This is a genomic window from Enhygromyxa salina (assembly GCF_002994615.1).
Lineage (GTDB): Bacteria > Myxococcota_A > Polyangia > Nannocystales > Nannocystaceae > Plesiocystis > Plesiocystis salina_A.
Window position 1 is genome coordinate 15778 of the sequence record NZ_PVNK01000180.1, and the last position, 19364, is coordinate 35141.

Sequence of the window (19364 nt, forward strand, 5' to 3'; positions counted from 1 at the left end):
ACACCCTCAGCAATCCCACGCACGCTCCCAGCACACGAGAGGTCCCCCGTCATGGCCAACAAACCCAAGGAAATCGTCGTCGTAGGCTCGAAGGTCAAGGAGGTCGTCCGCGCGGCCGGCCTGCGCAGCGATGGCGAGCTGGTGGCCGCCGTTTCGGAGCAGGTCCACGCGATGCTCCAGGCGGCGATCAACCGCTGCACCCAAAACGGCCGCAGCACCGTTCGTCCCCACGATCTCTAGACCACCGTCGAGGCGCGTCGTCAAAGGCGCGTTTGACCGGGCGCGCGCGAGACCCTAGGAGCTAGGGGCTCGGGCGCGTTCGCACGTTTGGCCATGACTCACGAATTCTTCGCAACGGTCCCGCACGGGGCCGAGGATCTTCTCGCCGCCGAGCTCGAGAGCCTCGGCGTCTCCGCGCCGCGTCAGCGCGCTGGCGGTGTCGCCTTCACAGGCTCGCTCGAGCTCGGCTACCGCGCGTGCCTGTGGTCGCGGCTCGCCGGTCGCGTGCTCCTGCGCATCGCCGAGCTCCCGGCGACCGACGGCGACGCGCTCTACACCGCCGCGCGAGCGATCCGCTGGACCGACCATCTCGGGCCGGGCCGGACCTTTGCGATCTCGGCGGCTGGACGCGCCGACCCGGACAGCGGCATCGACAACACCCACTTCGCGGCCTTGCGGGTCAAGGACGGCCTCGTCGACGCGCTGCGCGAGCGCTGGGGCAGCCGGCCCGACGTCGAACTCGACCGCCCCGACCTGCGCCTGCGCCTCCATCTGCGCGGACAGCTGGGCACGCTCAGCGTCGATCTGGCCGGCGAGGGTCTGCACCGTCGCGGCTATCGGGTCGCGTCGGTGGCCGCGCCCCTGCGCGAGAACCTCGCGGCCGCGGTGCTGCTGCGGGCCAGCTGGCGCGATCGCCCGGCGTTCGTCGACCCCATGTGTGGGTCGGCGACGCTTTTGATCGAGGCCGCGTGGATGGCCGCCGACGTCGCGCCCGGCTTGCTGCGCAGGCGCTGGGGGCTCGAGGGCTGGGCGGGTCACGAGCCCGAGCTGTGGCGGGGCCTGGTCGAGGAGGCCAAGGCCCGGCGCGAGGCCGGGCTCGCCGGGGCGCTCCCGCGGCTGATCGGCTACGACGCCGAGCCCGACGCGGTCCGGGCCGCGCTCGCGTGCATCGACGCCGCCGGGCTCCGCGGCGTGATCCATGTCGAGAAGCGCCCCCTCGCCGAGGTCGAGGCCTGCGCGACCCCGGCCACGCCGCCCGCGGGGCTGGTCGTCAGCAACCCGCCCTGGGGCGAGCGCCTCGGCAACCGGCGCGAGCTCGAGTCGCTCTACGCCGCGCTCGGCCGGCTGATGCGCGAGCGCTTCGCCGAGTGGGACGCCGCGGTCCTGACCGGGGATCCCAGCCTCGGCCGCTCGCTGGGGATCCGCGCCCGGCGGCGCAACGTGCTTCACGACGGGCCGATCGAGTGCCAGATCCTGCGCCTCGAGATCCCGGCCCCGGCGGGGCCCGAGGCGGGCGAGGGCGCGGCGGTCGAGCGAGCCCCCCGCGAGCGCAGCGAGGGCATGCGCTCCTTCGCCAACCGCCTGGCCAAGAATCAAAAGAAGCTGCGCAAGTGGGTGCGGCGCGAGGGCGTGAGCTGCTACCGGATCTACGCCGCGGACATCCCCGAGTACAACTTCGCCGTCGACCTCTACGCGGACGCCGAGCGCGGCCTGACCCACGCCCACGTCCAGGAGTACGCGCCGCCGGCGACCGTCGACGAGGCCGCGGCCCGCCACCGCCGCGGCGAGGCGCTCGCGGTCATCCGCGAGGATCTCGGGCTCCCGCGCGAGCGCGTCCACCTCAAGCGGCGCGAGCGGCAAAAGGGTCGCAAGCAGTATCAAAAGCTCGACGACAGCGGCCGCGAGTTCGTCGTCGCCGAGGGGCCCGCGCGCTTGTGGGTCAACCTCGACGATTACCTCGACACCGGGCTGTTCCTCGATCACCGCCCGGTCCGCGCGAGGCTGCGCGAGGCCGCGGCTGGCAAGCAGGTGCTCAACCTCTTTTGTTACACCGCCACCGCCAGCGTCCACGCGGCGCTCGGGCGGGCGACGGCCACGACCAGCGTCGACCTCTCGCGGACCTACCTCGAGTGGGGTGCTCGCAACTTCGCGCTCAACGGCTTCGCGTGCGTCGGGCCCGAAGACAAGGAGGGCGGCAGCGGCGGGCGGCGAGGGCGGCCCGCCCACGAGCTCGTCCGCGCCGACGTGCTCGAGTGGGTCCGCGAGCAGGGCGCGCGGCGCTGGGATCTGATCCTCTGCGACCCGCCGAGCTTCTCCAACTCCAAGCGCATGTCGGGCACCCTCGACGTCCAGCGCGACCACGTGGAGATCATTCGCCGCTGTGTTCGCTTGCTGCGGCCTCGGGGGCAGCTGTGGTTCTCGACCAACCTGCGCAAGTTCGAGCTCGACGAGGGCGGCCTGACCGGGCTGCGCGTCGAGGAGCTCCGCGACACGGTCCCGCCGGACTTCGCCCGGGCCAAGACGGTCCACCGCTGCTGGGTCATCGCGCGCGACGTCCAGGCCTGAATCGAGCGCTGCGCGCTCGACTCAGGCGTACTCGTCCTTAAGGGGCCTTTCGAAAAGGCCCCTCGCTGCGGCGGCGAAGCCCCCTCCGCTCACCCCAAACGCTCGCCTCGCGGCTCGTACTCGTCTTCTTCAAGGGGCCTTTCAAAAAGGCCCCTCGCTGCGGCGGCGAAGCCCCCTCCGCTCACCCCAAACGCTCGCCTTTCGGCGAGTACTGGTCTTCAAGGGGCCTTTCAAAAAGGCCCCTCGCTGCGGCGGCGAAGCCCCCTCCGCTCACCCCAAACGCTCGCCTTTCGGCTCGTAGGCCTAAATCATTCAGCTTCTTGGATTCAGCGCTTGATTTAGGCCTGGGCGAGCCGTCACGAACTGGTGGCGCGCTCGCAGGAGCTCAGGGCGCGGCGCGGCGCGGCGAGGCGGGCGGGCGTGGAGGCGGCGCCGCGACGGCCTCGGCGCGACTGGAGTTGCTTCGCGCTGGGGGGACGCTTCGGTGCAGTTGTTGCGGCAGCGAGGGGCGTGAATCGAGCTAGCGTGGAGCCATGACGTTGAAGGCCTCGCTCATGGCCATCATGGGATTGGCGGTCGTGACGACTTGCGACGGTTCATCGTCGGTGTCGCTGACCTCAGCGGCTTGTGGAGATGGGGTCGTGGAGGGGCTGGAGGCGTGCGACGACGCGAACACCCAAGACGGCGACGGCTGCAGCGCGGCTTGTGAACACGAGCATGTGACGCCGGCTTGCGTGAAGATCGTCGAGGCTCCCGAGCTGCGCCAAGGCGGAATGCTCGCGACCGATGATGGGCTGATCTTGGTTGGCGGCGACAAGAGGTTGTCGAGCTCGATCCCGTATACCCATCATGGCTGGATCGGAGCGTTCGACACCGAGGGTAAGGAGCTGTGGACGCTCGACCTCGGCGAAGGGTACTTCGGTGGCTCGATCATCGAGACGGGCGACGGTTTCCGCGCTGTCGTCCACGCGCCGCTGCTCATGTTCGACATCGACGACGCGATCCTCAGCTTCGACGCGGCGGGAACGGTCAGCGGCTCGGTCTCGCTGACGGGGGCGGAGGGCTTCCCTCGCGCGATACTCGAGACCGAGGCCGGCCTGCTGCTGGGCGGTGCGGGTGGGGTCGACGAAGATCTCTGGCTTGGCCGCCTGAGCACGAGCGGAGAGCTGGCGACGGTCATGACCGAGGACTACGCGGGGCTGTACGACATCTTCATCGACCTCGAGCGCAGCGACGACGCGATCGGGGCGCTCGCGCTCGTCGGGACCGTCGACGAGTCCGACGGCGACGTCATCGTGCCGAGCACCGAGGCCACGCTGCTCGTCGAATACGATCAACACGGCGCCGAGCTGCGCCGCACGCTGCTGTCCGAGAGCGACGAGGTGTCGCTGGTGGGCTCCGATCTGGCCGTGACCGACGATGGCACCTGGATCATCGCCGGGATGCGCTACTCGCCGACCTTTGCGCTCCCCGGCACCTGGGGATGGGCGGCGGCGGTTCGGGACGGCGAGGTGCTGTGGATGCACGAGGCGCCCGACTCGACGCCGCTGGCGGAGGGCTTCGAGTTCGCAGCCTATGACGCCGTGGCTGTGACGGAGCAGGTCCAGCTGCTCGGCGGGGCCGCGCTGGGTTTCGACGACCATGACGTCGTCCGCCTGGGCGTGGGGATCGACGCCGCCGACGGCAGCGTCTTGTGGCAGGATACAGGCGAGGTGATCGGCGGCGCGCTCGACAGGTATGTGTCCGCCAGCACCACGGCCGACGGGACGACCTGGCTGTTGGGTACGACCTCCCACACGAATTGGGTCGAGCAATGGCTATGCAGTACGCAGCGCTGATGCGAGCGCTCGCCGTGGGCTCGCCACTCGCGCTTGCCGTGGCGCTGGCGACCCTCGCGTCAACGCCAGCCCAGGCGTACTGTGTGTCGTCGCAGTCTGCGACGAGGATCGCGGCCTACTTTCCGTCGTTGCGGGTTCCCGTCTTCAAGCCGCTGGTCACGGTGGACCCGAGTCGCCGGGTGCTGTTTGCGACTCTCGCCGATGACGGCGGCGTCCTCGAGCCGCCCTCGCCCGTGGATCCGGGCCCGCTCGGCGTCACCGCGGGCAGCCCCGCCGTCGCGCTCGGGAGCGAGGGCGTCGCCGCGGCCCTCGCCGAGCAGGGCCTCGACGCGCCCGTCGACGTCTACCTCGGCGAGGAGACCCTCGACGAGATGTGCCTCGGGGTGTTCGGGATCGCCTACTCGATCGTGCCCTGATCATGCTCGGCACCCTGGCTCGACCGACTCGAGCTTGCTGAAGGGCTCCTGGCAGCCGGCGAGGTCGGTCTCGATCGCCCAGATCTCCTCGAACACGGACACGATACCCTCGAATAGGCAAAAGGGCGCGAAGCTGACGCTGTCCTCGCCGACCCACATGGTCACGGTTCCGGAGGCGTCCGCAGCCTCACACAGGCCCATGTAGTTGACCGGCACGGTGTCGTCGAGGTCCGCGGTTGCGAGCTCGGTGTCGAGGGCGGCGGCGGACTCGGGCGTGAGCGTGCCACGGTTCTCCCACGAGAACACGCCGTCAACGTCCAGGCACTGGTATTGGACCTCGCGGCCATCACGGTACAGATGCGAGCGAGCGCAGGCGGGCGAAGCCCAGGTCCCCTCGATGCGCAGGAGCTCGTCGCCGATCGGATCGGGGCGCTGCGGGGTGGGGTCTTCGTCCGGTGGGGCGGGGCAGGCGGCGATCATGAGGGTGATCGCCAGGAGGGTCTCGATGTTACTCGGCACAGCAGCACCTCACGGTGTTGGAGAATAGCCAATCGATCGGGGCCTCGCATGTGGTAGCGACAAAGGCCCCGCTCGAAGGGTCGGCGCAGACCGCCTCCGCGTCGAGGGCGAGGACCTGGGTCGCCATGTCGCAGGGCTCGGGATCGCAAAACTCCGGCTCGGCGGGGCAGCCGTTTGCGACGCACTGCATGCCTTGCGTCGCGCAGAGCTCGGCGCAGGTCTGGACCTCGTCCTTCATCGCGCAGGGCGACCACTCGGGCATCCCGTCTGCGATGTCGTCCCCGTCGTTGGCTTGGCGAGCGCCGCAGCTCGCCAGGAGTACGGACGACACGAGCAACGCCATCATCCGCCGCATCAGTAGCCCCCCGCGCTGACTCCGATCGGGTAGGCGCCCTTCGGAGTGGGGAGCTGCTCGCCGCAGGAGAATGTCCGGTCTTCTGGCACGCACCGCCACACGGGACTCGGGTTGCCCGGAGCGACCGGGTCATACCAGAGGATATCCGTGCAGCCGTCGCCGTCGAGATCCTCCGCGTAGGGCACATAGTCGCCGACGACCTCGAAGGGATGCGCCTCGACGCTGGGCCCATCGAAGTACCACAGCCAGCTCGACCCACCGGCCAGCTCGGCCGCAGGCCGGTACCAGAGGATGTCGTCGTCGGCGTCGCCGTCGAAGTCGCCCACGACTGGATGGTACTCCCCGTCGACAGCGAACTCGTAGCTGTCGAAGTTGATCACGACTTGATTGCTGTCCGAGAGCCACAGCCAGTCGGCCGAAGAACCGGGCGCATACCAGAACAGATCCGTGCGGTTGTCCCCGTCGAAGTTGCCCACGATCGGCAGGTACTCGGTGCCTTCGATGACGCCCAGCAACTCCACGGAGCTGGGCCCGGACTTCAGGACCGAGAGCTCTGGGTTGAAGATCCAGGTGTCGGTCGTCGCGCTCCTCGGCTCGAACCAGATGATGTCTGTGGCGTGTGTGCGGCTGCGGAAGTGACCCGTGATCGGTATGCGGAATTCGTCCTGGTCGACATCCGCGTCTAGCGTCTGATGCCCGCCGCTCTCGTCGAAGGCCCACAGCTGTTCGCCCGCGGGCCCCGGCCGATACCAGAGCAGCTGGTCCCGTGTCCCCTCGTAGGCGAAGTTCCCAGCAACCGGAATCGCGCGCTCGGGGGCCGGGGCCTCGACGCGCTCGAAGCCCTGGGTCCCCTCGTGGCTGCGGTTGCGCAACAGGACGTCGGCCGCCCCGTCGGGGCTGTACATGAACACGTCGAGCGCGTCCGACCCGCCCGCGAACTGGCCCACGACGGGATGCCAGTGCCCGCCGGAGTCACTGAGCGCGCACGGAGGGGCACCACCCAGGCAGCGCTCGACGGACTCGAACGCGAGCGAGCCAGGCTGCTGTGCGTCGAAGCGCCACTCGAGCAGTCGGTCGGGGAAGGGCAGGTACCAGAGCACGCCAGGACGATCGTCGCCTGCCCACAGACGCCGATCGCGGCCGCCGGTCTGCGGTGCCATGTCCCGGACTCTGCGCTCGGCCCAGTTGAACGTGTAATACGCGCCCAACATGTCGCGCGGGCTGATGCCGTCGGAGTCCTCGGACCCCACGCACTCGTCGTAGCCCATCACCGACCAGGGGTCCGGTGCCGTCAGGATCCGCTCGGGGGATACCGGGTCGAAGGGATCGTTGGCCCCACAGTTGGGATGGGGTTCTTCGCCTTGGCTCCAGCGGAGGTGCTCGTGGTCCAGGCCGAGGATGTGGCCGCTCTCGTGTCCGGCGTAGTAGGGGATCCGAGCCTTTGCGGCTGCGAGGAATTGCCAGGCGATGCACAGCACGCGATCGTAGCCTTCAGGATTTTGGGATGAGCCGGCGTCGGGATCGAACTCGGTCTCGCCGCCGGCGTTGGTCAGGCCCTGGTAGGTGGGGTTGCAGCCGCCAGTCTGGGCCCGGAACCACACATGTTCCAGCGCGGTGTCGCACATCCCTCCGCTCGGGCTCAGGCGATCGTCGAGCGGGGCGAGGTGGACAAAGTTCATCCGGCTGTGGCGCTCCCAAACCCGGAGCGCCCGTTCGAGTTCTTCACGGAACAGCAGGTAGCGCTCGAGATTGGTTGCGTCGTGTTCCTCGTCGAGCGCGCCGGTCGGGAAGATGTTCCCCAGGCACCAGGATACGGCCAGGTTGCGGCCGGTCGACAGCACGGCGGCCTCGGAGATGAGCGTCGCCCGGAGGCTGTCGTCGTCCGTAGCGGGGGAAGCTGGGCCGGAGGTTGGGGTGTTGATCGCTTTGTGGGCGTGCCAGCGGCCGCGCTGGGGTGTCGCCTCCGGGGTGGAGAAGGCCTCGGAGAATGGCTTGGCGTCGTCCGAGGCATCGTTCCACCAGCCTTCCCATGCTTCGTCGCAACCGGGTCCGTCGGGGCCGGGATCGCCTGCGCTGTCGGCCCCGCCTTCCTCGGCGCCAGTCTCGGCGGTGCCTTGGCTGGTGGAGCCGTCGCTGGCTGAATTATCGCCGCAACCCAGGTTTGGATATGCGCACAGCAAAGCCAGCGCGGGCCACCCTGGGACTCTGTCAGCCATTGTGGCGAAGGTACCAAAAAAATGACCGCGGGGTGGACCGCAGAATATTCGTCAGGTCTATGTGCTGCGAGCGGCCGACGCCGCAGCCGGCTCACCGGGAGCCCACAGGGCCGAAAACCCGAGGAGCGAGGGCCCCTGCGTGCACGGAGCACCCCCAGCAGTCTCCGGCCGAAATCTGTCCCCGGGCAATCCCTAGCAAGTAACTATCTATGACCCCCCTGGCCGCCCTGCACTTTGCCTCGCACGGCCGCAAGGCGCCTAGCAGCCCGGGGTGCAATGCATCGTGTCGCCTCGCGCCGGAATTTTCGCCGAGGGCGCGAAGCCAAAACGCCGCTGTGCCGGGCGTACTGCAAGTTTTGGCGACAAAGCCCTCGGCGAAAAGGCCAACCCGGCTCGGCTATGGCATCGAACACCAGACGCAGCTGCGCGGGCTCGGGCTCCTCACTGGGGGCCAGCAACCACCTCGGCGCGAGCCTTCGCCCGAGCCGCGAGCACGCCGTGGTAGCGAACCATATTGAAGTGCGGCGGCGGGATCAGTGCGACCCGTCGCGCGATGAAGTCCAGCGGGTCGAGGACAACTGCATGCGCTCCACTCCGCCACGCGCGCTTGAAGCGAACCAGCACCCGCCCGGCCGGGGTCAGTTCGAGGCGCTCTCGAGCGATCGGGGGTCGGGCCACGTAACGGGACAACCGCTCCAGGCGTCCGCGGTCACGGGCCCCGATTGTTCGGCGCCGACGTGGACGTTGACCCCGCCCACCTCCGCAAGGCCCTCGTCCGCTGAGCTCAGCTCACGCACCGGATGCACGAGCTTGCGCGTCCGCTCACCTGGCGCGGCGCCGAGGAGCTGCCGGTCGCTCAGCGACGCGCTGTAGCACGACGCGAGCGCGGGCTGCTCGAGGCTGAGCTCGTCCTCGCCGGTATCACAGCCCTCGAGCGAGCGGCCGTGGCGGGCCATCACTCGAGCGAGGGCCTCGTACGTCCAGCGCGCGACTTCGACGAGCTCCTCGGCGTTCGGCTTGCGGAGCTCGTGGAAGCGAAGCCCGCCCTCGGCCTCGCGGACGTACACCCCGTCGAGGACAAGGCAGTGGAAGTGCACGTTCAGGCGCAGCGAGGAGTCCGCGCGCTGGATGAAGGTCAGCCCGCCGACCTGCGCGTCCTCGACCGAGCGCAGGCCCAGTTCCCGCTTGGCCCGCCACCGAAGCGAACGACGCACGGCGCCGATGAACGCCGCAAGCACGTCCGAGCACAGCCTCTTGTCGTAGCCCATCGCGTAGCGCAGGCGCCACGGGAGCGAGCACACCCATTGCCGCGCAGGGACCTCCGGCAAAAGCTCGTCGACGAGGTGCGCGGCGACGTCGGACATGCGCCGGCCGAGGCAGGAGGGGCAAAATCCGCGGCGCTTGCAAGAGAACGCCACGACCCGCGAGTGCCCACAGCGCCGACAAGAAAAGTGAGCGAGGTCGTGCTCGAGCAGGCCGCAGCGCAGGTAGGCGTCGAACTCGTCGACGACGATTCGCAAGGATGCACATGTAGTCCCGGCCGCGTTTGGCAATCGAAGCCTGTACTCGGCTCAGGAGTGTGACGAGTGCAACCATCGTGCGGGTGAGCAGTTCGAGAACCATTTGGTCGACGCACTCGCTCCTGTCCGTGCGCTGGTTTTCTGGCGATCACGCAAAGGCCACGTCAAGCATAATCCCAGGGGGAGTTCGGCGATCGTTAGCCGTGCCCTTGAGACGGCAATCGTTACCAATGAAGACGATGACTCCATTTTTGCTGAATCTTTGCCCGATGGCATGCGGCTGAGGGTCGCTGGCCAACGTTTTCGTCCCATGGCTGTGGCGAAGGCCCTCGCACGAATGGCACTGTTTGTATTGGAGCCCGAACAACGGCAGGAGGTCTCTTGGTTGTTCGACTGGCTCCGAGGTGACGTGGCGTGGAACCCCACCTACGCTGAAGGCTTCTGGCCAGGTCCACGAACCCCGGAGGTCTCTCTCGTAGTTCGGACCACAGGCCGAGCCGATGCTCCGTGCCTGGTGGAATTTGGATTTTGCAACCTCAAGTATGCGATGCGGTTACCTACACACGCGACTGCCTTGACGAAGTCGGGGGCAGCGTTGACAATGATCGATCATGGCGAAGAAGATGATCTCAAGTTTGTTCGAGTTACGGGCGAAGATATGACGCTAGACAGTTCCATGACAATCGATCTGCACGGTGATCGCCAAGAGCTCCCGGTGGGAGAACCAGTCTCGGAGCTACTTGAGATCGCCGGCTTCAAGCGCGACTGAATAAGTCGAGGAGAGTTCTCGCCGGCCCCTCCGCGTTGCGCAGAGCGTCGCGTATCGCGCAGGGCTGAGAGATGTTCGACGGGCCGGCGAAGATCGGTGTAGACTGTGCCGATGACTCCAGAGCGAACAGAACAGCAACTCGACCACCTGTGGGTGCATATTTGTGCCAACCGGTGGCAGGATGCTCGCAACGACGAGGAGTATCCTGCTCCACCCGATGTTGCCGCGGATGTTGCTGTCAAAGAAGCTGACGGTGCCACACAGCAAGTCGAAAAGCAGAGCTCCGTCGCTGCCCGGAGGGGCGATATCTCGCCTGCATCAGCAGACCAGCAGTTGGATGAGCTATGGACGCTTGTGTGCGCAAGCAAGTATTTTCGGTGTCGATGTGAAGGCATGCGGATGCCGGATGCCGCAGCGGCTGCTGTTGAGGAGGCAGATACGGCACGTATGCATGTCTCTCGTCGTCCGTCCGTACACGCTCGTCTGGCCAAGTGAAATTGCGGCGCGCCAGCACCCCCGACTCGTACCCGCGCTTGGACTCATAGAAGTCTGGGTCGTCGACCCGGGGCTGCTAGGCCACATCAACGGGTAACGAACTCGCTGAGCCGCGACGCGGGGCTTGCTCCTGTACGTTCTGCGCGTCCAGCGCCAGTATCCAGCGCCAACAAGCTGAACGGTGCGTGGCCAAGGGGGTCCCAGCGAGGATGAAATTTCCCGTCGGGGGGCTCGCTTTGCCAAGCTCAACCACAACTCCCCTGCGCGGGGCCGTTCGGCTCGCGTGGATCAGGCGACAAATTTCAGTTCGAGCTGACCGGGCAAGGCCGGCCGCCTTCGCGGCGGCGGTCGAGGTCCGAGCCCAACCTTGGCGAGCACCCGACTGATCTCCTCGGGCTCGTTGGCGAGCTCGACCAGGCGCATCCGGCCCTCGCATCGCTCGCAGGTGAGCACGTCGACCGCGAACACCCGCCGCAGCAACCACGCCCAAGGGTGCCGCGAGCTTCGCTTTATCTCGACCTCGACGGCAACCCCCGGCTCGGCTTTGGCATCGAACACCAGACGCAGCTGCGCGGGCTCGGGCTCCTCACTGGGGCCAGCAACCACCTCGGCGCGAGCCTTCGCCCGAGCCGCGAGCACGCCGTGGTAGCGAACCATATTGAAGTGCGGCGGCGGGATCAGTGCGACCCGTCGCGCGATGAAGTCCAGCGGGTCGAGGACAACTGCATGCGCTCCACTCCGCCACGCGCGCTTGAAGCGAACCAGCACCCGCCCGGCCGGGGTCAGTTCGAGGCGCTCTCGAGCGATCGGGGGTCGGGCCACGTAACGGGACAACCGCCCCAGGCGTCCGCGGTCACGGGCCCTCACGAACTGGTGGCGCTCGCAGGAGCTCAGGGCGCGGCGCGTCGAGGCGAGGCGCGGCGCGGCGAGGCGGGCGGGCGTGGAGGCGGCGCCGCGACGGCCTCGGCGCGACTGGAGTTGCTTCGCGCTGGGGGGACGCTTCGGTGCAGTTGTTGCGGCAGCGAGGGGCGTGAGTCGAGCTAGCGTGGAGCCATGACGTTGAAGGCCTCGCTCATGGCCATCATGGCGTTGGCGGTCGTGACGACTTGCGACGGTTCATCGTCGGTGTCGCTGACCTCAGCAGCTTGTGGAGATGGGGTCGTGGAGGGGCTGGAGGCGTGCGACGACGCGAACACCCAAGACGGCGACGGCTGCAGCGCGGCTTGTGAACACGAGCATGTGACGCCGGCTTGCGTGAAGATCGTCGAGGCTCCCGAGCTCGGGGTCGGCGGAATGCTCGCGACCGCCGATGGGCGCATCTTGATTGGCGGCGAGATCACGACTACGGGCACGGGTTCGCATGGGTGGCTCGGCGCCTTCGACAGCGGAGGCTCCGAGCTGTGGACGCTCGACCTCGAAGGTGATTTCGCAGGTCCGTTCATCGAGAGTGAAGATGGCTTCATCGTCTACGCCAACACACCTTTTGGTGTCGACGACGAGCTCCTCACGATCGACGCTGCGGGGGCTTTGACCGAGTCGGTCCCGCTCACTGGGGCCGATGGTTTCGCCATCGACATGATCGACACCGAGGCCGGGCTGCTGCTCGCCGGCGGCGGTGGAGAGGACCTTTGGCTGGGCCGGGTGAGCGTCGACGGAGCGCTGGAGACGCTCATGGCCGAGGACCACGCCGGCCTCTGGGACGTGTTCCGCGCGCTCGAGCGCCACGAGGACTCCCTTGGTGCGCTGGCCACCGTCGGGACGGTCGACAACACCGACGGCGATTTCGTACCACTCGACACCGAGGCCACGCTGCTCATCGAGTACGACGAGCAAGGCAGCGAGTTGCGCCGCACGCTGCTGTCCGGCGGCGACGAGCTCACGCTGCAAGGATACGATCTGGCCGTGACCAAGGACGGCACGTGGATCGTCGCGGGGCTGCGGTACCCACCTCACAGCGTACTCTCTGTCCAGGCGTGGGCGGTCGCGGTCCGCGAGGGCGAAGTCCTGTGGACGCAGGAGACGCCCGACTCGACCGCGATCGAGGCGGGCGCTCGATCCGGCCGGTATTCCGGCGTGGCCGCGAGCGATGAGGTCTTGTTGCTGGGTATGGTCCGGCTCGGCTCCGATGGCGTCGCCCGCCTGGGCACGCGGGTCGACGCTGCTGACGGCAGCGTGCTTTGGCGGGAGATCGGTGAGGTCATACCCGACGTTAGCGACCGCTACACCGCGGCGACGACGACGCCCGATGGCCGGGCCTGGCTGCTGCGGACCACGGACTACGCGGACCGGGTTGAGCAATGGCTGTGCGGCACGCAGCTTTGAAGCGGGAGCCTGTCCTGGCCTCGTGCTGAGTCAGGCCGTCGGTGTCGGCGAGCATGAGCGCCCGCGAGTCGCAACACTCGCGGCGGCGTGACTTTGGCTCGCCGAGAACCCCTCGATACCCGCGGCGGCGCGATCTTGGCTCGCAAACGACCCCTCGATACCCGCGGCGGCACGGGGACAATCCCCCGTCGCCGGTCCGATACCCGCAATCACGGTGAGCTCGGCGGGGTGCTCCTGGCGGCCCCTGGTTGAGGCCGAAGGCCCCGTTGCCGGCCGCTTGGAGTCAGCACCCCTGACTCGCCGCGATCACCTCGCGGACGCTGGCGAGGAGGTCGGCCGCGCGGTAGGGCTTGTGGACGAAGGCCGCGCCTCGGAGCTCGACCGGGTCCTCGCCGAGCTGGTCCTCGCTGTAGCCGCTGCAGATGACGATCGGCAGCTCGGGGCGCATCGTTCGGAGGTGGATGGCGACGTCGATCCCGCGGACGCCGGGCATGGTCAGGTCGACGACGGCGACCGCGAAGGCCTCGGGCGACTCGGTGTAGCGCGCGAGCGCCTCGTCGCCGTTGTCGGCGAGGACGACCCGGTAGCCCGCCCGCTCCAACACGGCCCGGGCGAGGCGCTGCACGAGGGGCTCGTCGTCGATCACCAGCGCCGTGCCCACGCCCCGGGTGGCCGGGGCCGCGCAGGGCCCCGGTTGGCGCGGGGCCGGCTCGTCGCTCGCGGGCAGCAGGAGGTCGAAGCGCGCGCCCGCGCCCTCGCTGCTCGCCAGGCGCAGGGCCCCGTGGTGGCGCCGGACGATGCCCTGGATCGCCGCGAGCCCGAGCCCGCGCCCGGGCCCCTTGGTGCTGAAGAAGGGATCGAAGATTCGGGACTCGAGCGCGGGGTCGATGCCCGGACCGTCGTCCGCGACCGAGAGCAGGACGTAGGGGCCGGGCGCGAGGCTCCCGGACTCTGGCCAGGTCGAGAGCGTGTCGGTATCCAGCTGCGTCGCCTTCGTGGTGATCGTGATCGTACCCTCGCCAGCTCCGATCGCCTCGGACGCGTTGATCGCCAGGTTCATCAGGACCTGGCGAAGCTGGGTGATGTCGGCGTCGACGGCCGGCAACGAGGGCTCGAGCTTCGCCCGGACCCGCACGCCCTTGCCGAGGGCCGCGCGGTGGAGCTCCGAGGCCTCGGTGACGAGCGCGCTGAGGTCGACCGGCCGGATAGCGAAGGAGCCGCGGCCTGCGTAGGCGAGGAGCTGCCCGCACAGGTTGGCCGCCCGCTCGCCCGCGGCCTGAATCTCCAGCAGCACGCTGGAGGTCTCGGGTCGCAGCTGCGTGTCCATCAGCAGCAGGCTCGCGTTGCCGAGCACGCCGACGAGGAGGTTGTTGAAGTCGTGGGCGATGCCGCCGGCGAGCAAGCCCAGGCTCTCGAGCTTCTGGTGCTCGTAGGCCCGCTGCTCGGCGTGGTAGCGCTCGGAGATGTCGAAGCAGACCCCGCTGAGGTGATCGGGGGACCCGTCGGTCGCTAGGTAGGTGCGGCCCCGGGACTCGATGATGCGCTCGCTCCCGTCCCGGCGCCGGGCCCGGTACAGGGCCCGGAACTCGCCGCCGGTCGACATGCTCCTCTCGAACGCAGCCTTCAAGAGGGCGCGGTCGTCGGGGTGAACGCGATCGCTGAGGTCGGCGAAGGTGCCTCGAAACCGCTCGGGGGGCCAGTCGAAGAGCTGGTGGGTGCGCTCGTCCCAGACCAGCTGCTCGGTCCGCGGGGACCAGACGAAGGTCCCGATGTCCCCGGCGTCGAGGGCCAGCTGGAGGAGCTCCTCGCTCTGGCGGAGGCGGCTGGTGGAGATCGCCAGGGCCGTGAGGTCGGCGACCGACCCCGTGAAGTCGACCTCGTCGGGGGTCCAGACCCGGGCCGGCCCGACGTGCTCGTGACAGACCACGCCAAACAGCTCCCCGCCAACCCGGATCGGCGCGTCGAGCATCGAGGAGATGCCGTGGGGGACCAGGTAGGACGGGCTGAACTCGCGGGTCGCCGGGTCGGTGCGGGCGTCGCTTGCGACGATGGCCCGCTCGCTCGCCATCGCCCGAAAGTAGCCGGGGAAGTCGCGCTCGAGCAGGCTCGCGCCCTCGCTGTGGTGGTCGCGGGACAGCTCGTAGAGGTCGAGGCAAGTGATGCCGTCGCGGGCAGGGGTGTAGGACCACACGCTGACCCGCTCGACGCCGAGCGCGGCGGCCGACGAGGCGGTGACCTCGCGCAGGACGGTCTCGATCTCTTCGGGCCCGCTCGCCTGGCGAAGGGCCAGCTTCTCGAGGGCTTGGCGCTGCAAGCGGCGCCGACCTTCCCATTGCCGGACCAGGGTCTCGTCATTGTGCTGCGCTCCGGCCATGTCCGGGGGGGGCCTCTATTTCGTAGCGTGGGCCGATGTGAGGGATGTGCACGCTCGAGTTGGACGAAGGCCGGCGGCGGTGGCGGCGTCGTCGGCCACGCAAGGGGTTGCGAAGCTCCTCGCAGCCCGCCGTAGACAGGGAGCGAGGGTGCGAGCGAGCGGCCGTGGGGGGCAGAGTCGCTGACGGCTCGGGGGGTCTACAGCTCCCACGCGAGGCCGCGCCGCGCCCCGCACCGCTCATCCAATGCGGGCTCGTCCGCCGCGGACGCCGACCCTGGCAGCGCGCCGCCTCTAGCAGCCCGGGCTGCTAGCACCCCGGGCTGCGAGCGCCGCGCCCCGGATCAGGGCAGGGGGAAGGGCGTCGCGAGCCCGAAGATCAGCAGGCACATCTCGTCGAGGCTGGCCTCACCCATGAACACCGTGGTCGGCTCGCTGAGCCCCTGCTCGTCGAGGGCCTGGACCAAGAAGGGGTTGGCGAGGGTGTTGTCGTAGGTGCAGCGCAGCTTGACCACGTCGCCGCCTTGAACCTTGGGGTAGGCGCCGAGCTCCGCGTCGGGGTTGTAGGTCCGCTGCCAATTGAAGTCCCAGCGCGGGGTCTGGATCAGGCAGATCTCCTCGCCCTCGCGCTCGATCCAGACCTTCATGTCGACGCCGATGTAGTGCATGTGGGTCCCGAGCGTGACGATGTCGATCGGCGGGACGCCGTCGGGGATCGTGACCGACATGGTCTCGGTGTGATCGGCGACGTCGGGCGGGATCATGAACAGCGGCGTGTCGTCGGGGTCGTTGGGGCCGGGCTCGAGGCCCGGGGCGCTCACGAAGTTGCCGAGCAGATCGATGGTCGCCTCGTAGGCCGGCTTGTCCTCGACCCAGCGCAGGGCCACGGAGCTCTGATCGACCTCGTCGCCGGCTCCGGTCGGGTGGTAGTGGTAGGCCAAGATCACGCGCGAGCCCGCGCGCATCGGCACGCCGACGTCCTCGGGCATCTCGGTCGGGACCGAGCCGGGCACCCAGGTGCCGATCAGGCTGGCGTTGTTGACCCCGGCGGTGCCGAAGCAGGGGTAGCTGCCGTCGGGCCCGGCGACCTCGGCCGAGTTGGCGTCGGGGTCGGCGTAGATCAGCACGTGGTGCACGACCTGCTCGTTGTCGGGGATCATCTGCACGCCCGTGACCCAGACGTCGGTGGCCAGCTGCGGGTCGATCGAGTAGCAGATGAAGCTGTCTTCGGTCCCGCCGACGACGAAGGGGCTCGGGTTTTGGAAGCTCGCGCTCGGATCTTGAAGCGCGAGCTCGGGCGGGCTCGGGAGCGCGACGGCGTCGGCCGGATCCCCCTCGGGGGTCCCGGCCGCGACCCAGTCGGCGAGCAGCTGCCTGTCGGCCTCGGCGAGGCGCAGATCGTTGGTCCAGTCGTGCTCGGGCTGGCACTCCTCGGTCTCGATCGCGCCCCACGGCGGCATCACGCCCTCGTTGACGGCGTCGCTGGCGAGCGCGCCCCAGACCGACGCTTGCTCGTAGGTCTCGAGCGCGAACGGAGCGATGCCGCCCTCGGCGTGGCAGCCGACGCAGTTTGTGTAGACCAGCGGCGCGATGTCCTCGTGCCAGTTGGGCCGCAGGGCGCTCTCGTCTCCGTCGCCGTCGCCGGGATCACCGTCGCCGTCGCCCTCGGCCTCGGCCTCGGCCTGATCGTCACCGGTGTCGGCCTCGGTCTCGCCGTCGGACGGCGAGTCACTCGCGCACGCGGACAGGGTGAGCCCGATGACGCAGGTCGAGAGGAGCGCGCAGCTACGAAGGCAGGCCATGGTCATGAGCTGATTGGACACGCAAACTCGGGCGCTCCGCAAGTCGGGACCCGAGCGGCTGTTGGAGCCGAGATCGACGTGGTAGTTTGCAACGTGAACCAACGACGGCTTGCGAGTGTGTGTGCCCTGTGGCTGATGACCGGGTGCGGTGACGGTGGTGGTGAGGAGCTCGCCGACGAGACCGGCGAAGCGGGAGACGGCGACACCGGAGACGGCGACACGGGAGACGGCGACACCGGAGACGGCGACGGCGACGGTGACCCGGGTGACGGTGACGGTGACGGTGAGGGGGAGCTCATCGAAGTCAGCGGCGACGCGTTCGCGTTTGGCCCCGGGACGATGATCGCCGACGCGACCGTCACGATCCTCGAGCACCCCGAGCAGATCGCCACGACCGACGCGGACGGGCACTTCGTGTTCGAGGGCCTGGCGCCCGGGTCCGCCGCGACCTTCGTGATGGACAAAGACGGGTTCCCGGTGATCTACACCAAGACCTTCACCCTGCCCGACAGCGGGGTCGTCGAGCGGGTGACCTTCCAGGTCCCCGACGACGCGACCTTCGACGCGCTGGCCCTGGTGGCCGGGATCGAGCCCGACCCCGCGACCTGCCAGATCGCGAGCACGGTCACGCGGGTCGGCAAGTCACTCTACGACGCGGGCGCCCACGGAGAGGCCGGGGCCACGGTCACGATCGACCCGCCGCTGCCGCCCGAGCACGGACCCGTGTACTTCAACGCCAACGTGATCCCCCAGCCCGACCTGGTCGAGACCTCCGAGGACGGCGGAATCCTCTATACCAACGTCCCGCCGGGCGTCTACACGATCCACGCGAGCAAGGAGGGCGTGGAGTTCGAGGACGTCGTCATCCAGTGTGACGCCGACGTCCTCGTCAACCCCTCGCCCCCGCACGGCCTCCAGGCGATCTAGCAGCCCGGGGTCATGGGAGGTTTCCGCAGCAGCGGAAGCTGGTGTTGAGGCTGCGGAAGTCTCGCGGGCGCGTCGAGCTGACCGCGCAGCGCAGGATGTTGTCGCTCGAGAAGTACGAGCCCCCGCGGCGCCGACACTCCTCGGTGTTGTCGTCGGTGTCGGGCGAGTCGGCGCAGGCGCTGGTCCACTCCCACGCGTTGCCGCTCATGTCGAAGAGCCCGGGCGCCCCGCCCTCGCAGGTGTCGAGCGAGCCGACGAGGGCCAGCTCGTCGACGCCGAGCTCCGCGCCGTTGCAGGCCGTCGGATCGTAGCTGTCGGCGTAGGGGTAGGTCATGGCGCCGTCGGCCGAGCAGGCCCGGTACCACTCGTTGTTCACCGCGTCGTTGAGGTCACTGAGCGCGGCCGGCTGCCCGCCGACGAGGCCGCACAGGTGGGCTCCCGACCACTCGCAGTAGGCCCACGCGTCGCACCAGTCCACGCCGACGACTGGAAAGTCGAGGTCGTCGTTGCTCTGGCTGTTCCAGCTGTCGGGGAGGTAGTCGATCTTCCACGAGCAGGTCTCTGGGAGACCCTCGAAGCCGACGTCGTCGAACAGGAATTGGGCGTACTGATCGACGGAGATCTCGGTCGCGGAGATCGAGAAGTCGCCGAGGTCGAGGAGGTCGTCGCCGTCTCCGTCGCCGTCGCCGGTGTCGCCGTCCCCGGTGTCGCCGTCGCCGTCGCCTGTGTCGCCGTCACCGTCCCCGGTGTCGCCGTCGCCATCGCCCGTGTCGCCGTCGCCGTCCCCGGTGTCGCCGTCGCCTGTGTCGCCGTCGCCGTCCCCGGTGTCGCCGTCGTCATCTCCGTCGCCGTCCCCGGAGTCGCCGTCGTCATCTCCGTCGCCGTCTCCCGTGTCGGTCGTCGTCGTGCCGCCGTCGCCATCGCCCGGGTCGCCATCTCCGTCGCCGGTGCTCACGGTCGAGGCCGTCTCGTCGAAGCCGGTCTCGTCCGCGGTCCCATCGGTCCCGAGATCGGCGCCGCTGCCCGAGACACCGAGGGCTCGGTCGGCGCAGCCGCAAGGGAGGAGAAGAAGACTGGTGAGGGAGATGAAGCAAAGTGAGCGCATGTTGGACTCCGAGTGGCCCAGGTCTTGGTGGGCCGCACCAGTATGAGTCGAACTCGCGGCCGCGACTCCTGGATATTGCCGAAATTCTCCATAAATCAGCGCGCTATGGCCATTTTCGAGCACGCGCGTGTTTCACCTCGACTC

The 19364-nt window shown here is 68.9% G+C and carries 17 protein-coding genes; 8 read left to right on the plus strand and 9 right to left on the minus strand.

Annotation, left to right across the window (positions count from 1 at the left end; genetic code table 11):
• The first annotated feature begins 51 nt into the window (after positions 1-51).
• The 4 genes from ENSA5_RS20890 to ENSA5_RS20905 all read left to right on the plus strand — a co-directional run bounded on the left by ENSA5_RS20890 (position 52) and on the right by ENSA5_RS20905 (position 4819).
• A complete protein-coding gene (locus ENSA5_RS20890; protein ID WP_106393441.1) occupies positions 52-240 on the plus strand; it encodes a hypothetical protein in 189 nt (62 codons plus the stop codon).
• Positions 241-333: 93 nt separating this feature from the next.
• On the plus strand, positions 334-2565 hold the full coding sequence (rlmKL, locus tag ENSA5_RS20895; protein ID WP_219906826.1) for a bifunctional 23S rRNA (guanine(2069)-N(7))-methyltransferase RlmK/23S rRNA (guanine(2445)-N(2))-methyltransferase RlmL: 2232 nt from the start codon (positions 334-336) through the stop codon (positions 2563-2565).
• 533 nt (positions 2566-3098) lie between these two features.
• A complete protein-coding gene (locus ENSA5_RS20900; RefSeq protein WP_106393443.1) occupies positions 3099-4403 on the plus strand; it encodes a DUF4215 domain-containing protein in 1305 nt (434 codons plus the stop codon).
• 128 nt (positions 4404-4531) lie between these two features.
• On the plus strand, positions 4532-4819 hold the full coding sequence (locus ENSA5_RS20905; RefSeq protein ID WP_146155932.1) for a hypothetical protein: 288 nt from the start codon (positions 4532-4534) through the stop codon (positions 4817-4819).
• On the opposite strand, the gene ENSA5_RS20910 is transcribed toward ENSA5_RS20905, so the two are convergent.
• The 5 genes from ENSA5_RS20910 to ENSA5_RS20930 form a co-directional block, all read right to left on the minus strand.
• Positions 4820-5338: a hypothetical protein gene (locus ENSA5_RS20910; protein WP_106393445.1), complete on the minus strand. Its 519-nt coding sequence runs from the start codon at positions 5336-5338 to the stop codon at positions 4820-4822. It abuts the gene before it with no gap.
• A complete protein-coding gene (locus ENSA5_RS20915; protein ID WP_181197999.1) occupies positions 5328-5669 on the minus strand; it encodes a hypothetical protein in 342 nt (113 codons plus the stop codon). The genes ENSA5_RS20910 and ENSA5_RS20915 overlap by 11 nt, the downstream gene beginning before the upstream one ends.
• A 23-nt stretch (positions 5670-5692) precedes the next feature.
• A complete protein-coding gene (locus tag ENSA5_RS20920) occupies positions 5693-7909 on the minus strand; it encodes a hypothetical protein (protein WP_146155934.1) in 2217 nt (738 codons plus the stop codon).
• A 441-nt stretch (positions 7910-8350) separates the two neighbouring features.
• The gene (locus ENSA5_RS39785) at positions 8351-8587 is read right to left on the minus strand and encodes a transposase (protein WP_373422449.1); all 237 of its coding nucleotides are present in this window, start codon (positions 8585-8587) and stop codon (positions 8351-8353) included.
• Positions 8548-9429, minus strand: a complete 882-nt coding sequence (locus ENSA5_RS20930) for a transposase zinc-binding domain-containing protein (protein ID WP_181198001.1) — start codon at positions 9427-9429, stop codon at positions 8548-8550. The genes ENSA5_RS39785 and ENSA5_RS20930 overlap by 40 nt, the downstream gene beginning before the upstream one ends.
• Before the next feature lie 103 nt (positions 9430-9532).
• Here ENSA5_RS20930 and ENSA5_RS36210 point away from each other — a divergent pair, with 103 nt between their 5' ends.
• Together ENSA5_RS36210 and ENSA5_RS36215 are read left to right on the plus strand one after the other, a co-directional pair.
• On the plus strand, positions 9533-10198 hold the full coding sequence (locus ENSA5_RS36210) for a hypothetical protein (protein WP_219906827.1): 666 nt from the start codon (positions 9533-9535) through the stop codon (positions 10196-10198).
• A 111-nt stretch (positions 10199-10309) separates the two neighbouring features.
• Complete coding sequence (locus ENSA5_RS36215; protein ID WP_146155936.1) at positions 10310-10693, plus strand: hypothetical protein; 384 nt, start codon at positions 10310-10312, stop codon at positions 10691-10693.
• Between the two features lie 288 nt (positions 10694-10981).
• Here ENSA5_RS36215 and ENSA5_RS20935 read toward each other — a convergent pair whose 3' ends face one another.
• Complete coding sequence (locus ENSA5_RS20935) at positions 10982-11560, minus strand: transposase (RefSeq protein WP_258182946.1); 579 nt, start codon at positions 11558-11560, stop codon at positions 10982-10984.
• 186 nt (positions 11561-11746) lie between these two features.
• Here ENSA5_RS20935 and ENSA5_RS20940 point away from each other — a divergent pair, with 186 nt between their 5' ends.
• Positions 11747-13015, plus strand: a complete 1269-nt coding sequence (locus ENSA5_RS20940; RefSeq protein ID WP_106393451.1) for a DUF4215 domain-containing protein — start codon at positions 11747-11749, stop codon at positions 13013-13015.
• Positions 13016-13298: 283 nt separating this feature from the next.
• Here the strand turns inward: ENSA5_RS20940 and ENSA5_RS20945 are convergent, their stop codons facing one another.
• Positions 13299-15389 carry a hybrid sensor histidine kinase/response regulator gene (locus ENSA5_RS20945; RefSeq protein WP_106393452.1) on the minus strand — a complete coding sequence of 697 codons (2091 nt, stop codon included), beginning with the start codon at positions 15387-15389 and terminating at the stop codon, positions 13299-13301.
• Between the two features lie 341 nt (positions 15390-15730).
• On the minus strand, positions 15731-17194 hold the full coding sequence (locus ENSA5_RS20950) for a monooxygenase (RefSeq protein WP_146155937.1): 1464 nt from the start codon (positions 17192-17194) through the stop codon (positions 15731-15733).
• Positions 17195-17281: 87 nt separating this feature from the next.
• Here ENSA5_RS20950 and ENSA5_RS20960 point away from each other — a divergent pair, with 87 nt between their 5' ends.
• Positions 17282-18115 carry a carboxypeptidase-like regulatory domain-containing protein gene (locus ENSA5_RS20960; protein ID WP_181198003.1) on the plus strand — a complete coding sequence of 278 codons (834 nt, stop codon included), beginning with the start codon at positions 17282-17284 and terminating at the stop codon, positions 18113-18115.
• 10 nt (positions 18116-18125) lie between these two features.
• Here the strand turns inward: ENSA5_RS20960 and ENSA5_RS20965 are convergent, their stop codons facing one another.
• Positions 18126-19220 carry a formylglycine-generating enzyme family protein gene (locus tag ENSA5_RS20965; protein ID WP_106393456.1) on the minus strand — a complete coding sequence of 365 codons (1095 nt, stop codon included), beginning with the start codon at positions 19218-19220 and terminating at the stop codon, positions 18126-18128.
• Positions 19221-19364 lie beyond the last annotated feature (144 nt).